Source organism: Terrabacter sp. P5_B1 (assembly GCF_056400505.1).
Window position 1 is genome coordinate 1 of the sequence record NZ_JBFULD010000362.1, and the last position, 3,972, is coordinate 3,972.

5 protein-coding genes are annotated in these 3,972 nt (G+C 71.6%); 3 read left to right on the forward strand and 2 right to left on the reverse strand.

What is annotated here, in order from left to right; genetic code table 11:
• The 3 genes from AC1DP0_RS19160 to AC1DP0_RS19170 form a co-directional block, all read left to right on the forward strand.
• A partial coding sequence (locus AC1DP0_RS19160; RefSeq protein WP_478087580.1) for a ferredoxin reductase domain-containing protein occupies positions 1 to 643 on the forward strand: 643 nt, incomplete at its 5' end.
• Positions 644 to 853: 210 nt separating this feature from the next.
• Positions 854 to 1,876, forward strand: a complete 1,023-nt coding sequence (gene moaA, locus AC1DP0_RS19165; protein WP_478087582.1) for a GTP 3',8-cyclase MoaA — start codon at positions 854 to 856, stop codon at positions 1,874 to 1,876.
• A gap of 88 nt (positions 1,877 to 1,964) precedes the next feature.
• Positions 1,965 to 3,437 carry a carboxylesterase/lipase family protein gene (locus tag AC1DP0_RS19170; protein WP_478087584.1) on the forward strand — a complete coding sequence of 491 codons (1,473 nt, stop codon included), beginning with the start codon at positions 1,965 to 1,967 and terminating at the stop codon, positions 3,435 to 3,437.
• A gap of 25 nt (positions 3,438 to 3,462) precedes the next feature.
• Here AC1DP0_RS19170 and AC1DP0_RS19175 read toward each other — a convergent pair whose 3' ends face one another.
• Both AC1DP0_RS19175 and AC1DP0_RS19180 read right to left on the reverse strand, forming a co-directional pair.
• The gene (locus tag AC1DP0_RS19175; protein ID WP_478087588.1) at positions 3,463 to 3,669 is read right to left on the reverse strand and encodes a hypothetical protein; all 207 of its coding nucleotides are present in this window, start codon (positions 3,667 to 3,669) and stop codon (positions 3,463 to 3,465) included.
• A 38-nt stretch (positions 3,670 to 3,707) separates the two neighbouring features.
• Positions 3,708 to 3,971: a DUF3099 domain-containing protein gene (locus AC1DP0_RS19180; RefSeq protein WP_478087592.1), complete on the reverse strand. Its 264-nt coding sequence runs from the start codon at positions 3,969 to 3,971 to the stop codon at positions 3,708 to 3,710.
• Position 3,972: the final 1 nt, after the last annotated feature.

Consider the following 3,972-nt stretch of genomic DNA (forward strand, 5'->3'; position numbering starts at 1 on the left):
CCTGCCCGACGGCACTCGTCAGCCCCGCCAGTACACCGTCTCCTCCACCGCGTCAGGGACCCGGTTACAAATCACCGTGAACCGCGTGCGGGGAGTTGACGGCGCCCCCGACGGGCAGGTCTCCACCTTCCTGCACGAGGACGTTGGCGTCGGGGACAGACTCGAGGTCAGCGCTCCGGCCGGAGACTTCGTGGTCGAGTCCTCCGACGAGCCCCTGCTGCTGGCCAGCGCCGGCGCGGGCATCACCACGGTGCTGCCGATCGTCGAGCACATCGCCCGCGACCAGCCGCAGCGCCCCGTGATAGTCGCCCACGCCGACCGCACGGCTAAGGACCATGCGCTGCGCGACACCGTCCTGCACGTGGGAAGGCAGATCGACGCCTTCACGTCGTACACCTGGTACGAACACGTCGACCCCGCCGACCAGCGCTCGGCGCAGGGATGGATGGACCTGACCGAGATCCCGCTCCCCGAGAACGTCAGCGTGTTCACTTGCGGGCCGCTGCCCTTCATGCGCTACGTGAGGTCCCAGCTCCTCGCGCGTGGGGTACCCGCAACGCGAATCCGATACGAAGTGTTCGGTCCCGACCTATGGGCCCAGAGTCCCCCGAGCTCGCCGGTTGCAGGACAGCCACAGGGGTGAGGCACCCGAGCTCCGACAGCGGGAGGCTGAGGGCATAGGCGGCGTATGGAAAGGTCTACTCGCGCCGGATGGACGTGCCCTCGGCGGCGGCCCACCCGTGTCGTCCTGACCAACCAGCCAAGCGTGACGTAACCGCGGTTCAGTGGCCTGGGGCAACATCGGCAGCACGACTCGCCCGGGTCGTTGCATACCCGGCCTAGAGTAGAGCGCATGACCCGTCTTCCCGACCCGAGCGTGCGACCGGCCGGCCTGGCCGACCAGTTCGGTCGGCTGGCCCGCGACCTGCGCGTGTCGGTGACCGACCGCTGCAACCTGCGCTGCACCTACTGCATGCCGGCCGAGGGACTGCCGTGGATGCCCAAGGCCGAGATGCTGACGGACGAGGAGCTGCTGCGGATCATCGGCCTCTTCGTGCGCGACGGTGTCACGCAGGTGCGACTCACCGGCGGCGAGCCCCTGCTGCGTCGTTCGCTCGTCGACCTCGTCGCCGGCATCGCGGCGCTCGAGCCGCGACCGAAGATCGCGATGACGACGAACGGCGTCGGCCTCGAGCGGGTCGCGGTCGGGCTCAAGACAGCCGGCCTCGACCGGGTCAACGTCAGCCTCGACACGATCGACTCCGAGACCTTCACCCAGCTGACGCGCCGTGACCGGCTCGGCGACGTCGAGGCGGGCCTCAAAGCGGCGTCCGACGCGGGGCTCACGCCGGTCAAGGTCAACGCGGTCGCAATGCGCGGCATCAACGACGAGTCGGTCGCCGACGTCCTCGCCTGGTGCCTCGAGCGGGGCTACGAGCTCCGGTTCATCGAGCAGATGCCGCTCGATGCGCAGCACGCCTGGGACCGCGCCCAGATGATCTCCGCCGACGAGATCCGCGAGCGGCTCTCGCAGCGTTGGGAGCTCACGCCGCTGCCGGCGGCCGAGCGAGGCAGTGCCCCGGCCGAGCGGTACCTCGTCGACGGTGGTCCCGAGACCGTCGGCATCATCGCCAGTGTCAKCGCCCCGTTCTGCTCCGCCTGCGACCGCACCCGGTTGACCGCCGACGGGCAGGTGCGCAACTGCCTCTTCTCGACCACCGAGACCGACCTGCGCGGGCCTCTGCGCGAGGGCGCGACCGACGACGAGCTGCTGGCTCTGATGCGCGGTGAGATGTGGCGCAAGCGCCGCGGGCACGGCATCGGCGACCCGGGCTTCGTCCAGCCCGACCGCCCCATGTCCGCCATCGGCGGTTGACCGCAGCAGTCGGCGATCCCGGTCCCCCGCCGGTGTGCCGGCGGTGTCATCACGCGCTCGCGGGGTGCCCGGCTGGTTGGATGGGCCCATGGATCCCGTGGTGCGCGTCTCCGGTGGCCTCGTCCGTGGCTCGAGCCGGGACGGGGTGAGGGCCTTCCTGGGCATCCCGTATGCCGCTCCCGCGGTGGGCGCCGACCGTTACCGCGCCCCGCAGCCGGTCGTCGCGTGGGACGGCGAGCGGACGGTGACCGCGCACGGCCCGACCGCGGCGCAGGCGCCGTACCCCGCGCCGATGGACACGGTGCTCCCGAGCTCGGTCGACCCCGGTGACGACTACCTCAACGTCAGCGTGTGGGCCCCCGAGGGCGCGGACTCGCTGCCGGTCCTCGTCTGGATCCACGGCGGAGCGTTCGTTCGCGGGGCCAACTCCGTCGCCACCTACGACGGGTCCGCGTTCGCGCGCGACGGCGTCGTGGTCGTGGGCATCAACTACCGGCTCGGCGTGCCGGGCTTCGCGGTGCTCGAGGGAGCCCCCACCAACCTGGGCCTGCGCGACCAGATCGCGGCGCTGGAGTGGGTGCGCGACAACGTGGCCGGCTTCGGTGGCAACCCCGACGACGTGACCGTGTTCGGTGAGTCGGCGGGTGGGATGAGCGTGGCGACGCTCATGGCCTCACCTGCGGCGCGCGGCCTCTTCCACCGGGCCGCCATCCAGAGCGGCAACGGCGCGGCGGTCTGCTCGCTCGACGACGCTCGCCGGGTCAGTGCGGAGATCGCCGCACACCTGGGCGTGCCCGCGACCGCCGAGGCCATCGGGGCCCTCGACCCGCAGGAGGTCGTGGCCGCCCAGACCGCCGTGGCCCTGGCGATCCAGGCAGACCCCGACCCGCAGCGATGGGGCGCATCTGTCCTGCGCGGCGGCCTCGGCATCATGAGCCTCTTCCCGGTGATCGACGGGGAGATCGTGCCGGGGATCCCCGAGGAGCTCATCGCCGGCGGGGCCGCGGCGGGCGTCCCGCTGCTCATCGGGACGACACGCGATGAGTTCCGCCTCTTCCTCGTGCCCACCGGCATCGCCGGCGGCGTGACGGCAGAGGCGCTACCGGTGSTGGCGACCCGCCACGGCTGGCCTCAGGGAGTCCTCGAGACATATGCCGCGAACCGGCCGGCCGCGTCGCCCGGCGACGTCGTGTGCGCCATCCTCACCGACGCCGCCTTCCGGGGCCCGACGGCCCGCCTGGCCGCCGCGCACCACGCGTCCGGCGGCGTCGTCCAGATGTACGAGTTCGACTGGGAGACACCGGTGGCAGGCTTGGGTGCGTGCCACGCGCTCGAGCTGGCCTTCGTCTTCGACACGCTGGCGACCGGCGCACCCATGGCGGGCGAGACCGCACCCCAGAGTCTCGCAGAGCAGATGCACCGCGCCTGGGTGGCCTTCGGGCGTGACGGTGACGCGGGCTGGCAGAGGTGGACACCCGAGCACCCCGCCGTCATGACCTTCGGCGCCGATTCGTGCGTCGTCGAGGGTCCGCGGGCCGACGAGCTCGCGCTCTGGTCGTGACACTCCGCCCGGATCCGGACAGTGCTCAGCCGTCGGTGTCGACGAGCTCCCCGACGGGGACGACCTCGATGAGGAAGCCGCGGAGCGCGACGAAGTCCGCCAGGGACTTCTCGTGGTCGTCGCAGGCCAGCCACACCTTGCGCCGGTCCCGGGTGTGCAGCTTGGGGTTGTTCCAGATGACGGCGTGGCTGGCCTGCGCGCGGCAGCCCTTGGCGCTGCAGACGTGGTCCATGTCCGTTCCACCCGGCGGTGCCGGGGCGAGCGGCCCGCTCACTGCTCGAGTCGCCGCGTCTCGTCCTGGGGCACGACCGACTGGATGCTGCCCGGCTCACGAGGGCTCACGGCATTCGCGATCACGACGGCCACGTAGGGGATGACGACGGCGGCGATGACGGCCGTCCACCGGAGCCAGCCAGAGGTGACGAAGACGAGCCCGAAGCACGCGACGCGGATGCCCATCATCGTGAGGTAGCGCTTGACGCGCTTGTCCTGGTCGTCCGTGGTGGACGACGAGGCCGAGGTGACGGAGTACACC

Coding starts and splice junctions, on each gene's coding strand:
- AC1DP0_RS19175 (WP_478087588.1), bottom strand. CDS start 3,669: ATGGACCACGTCTGCAGCGCCAAGGGCTGCCGCGCGCAGGCCAGCCAC.